Annotated in this window: 1 protein-coding gene; it reads right to left on the bottom strand. The window is 32.4% G+C overall.

From position 1 onward, the window contains the following. Positions 1-262 (bottom strand): CDP-glycerol glycerophosphotransferase family protein (locus tag SB658_RS24910; RefSeq protein WP_410603084.1); only part of this gene is annotated, 262 nt, incomplete at both ends.

Here is a 262-nt window from a genome sequence, read left to right as displayed (position 1 = left end):
AATCGAAATATACTTCTCGTAATAATCCGATTTTAAGAATGTTTCTTCCGTATTAAGCCATTCTCTCCATGTAGGCATGATTAAAATCTCTCTATCACGATTATCATCAGTTGTCTTAAAATTAGCTAAATGGTCAAATCTAGATAAGCCAGTCACCTTAACCTCAGATTCTTTGTAACCAAAGTGATCCATCATCATTTTCTTTTCATAAACTGAGCTGACACATACTATATGAAAAGGATATTGATAGAAAAATCTGTGG

It is taken from the genome of Bacillus sp. SIMBA_008 (assembly GCF_046535495.1).
In the GTDB taxonomy this organism is placed as follows: Bacteria; Bacillota; Bacilli; order Bacillales; family Bacillaceae; genus Bacillus; species Bacillus subtilis.
This window is presented reverse-complemented; position numbering and strand designations above follow the sequence as displayed.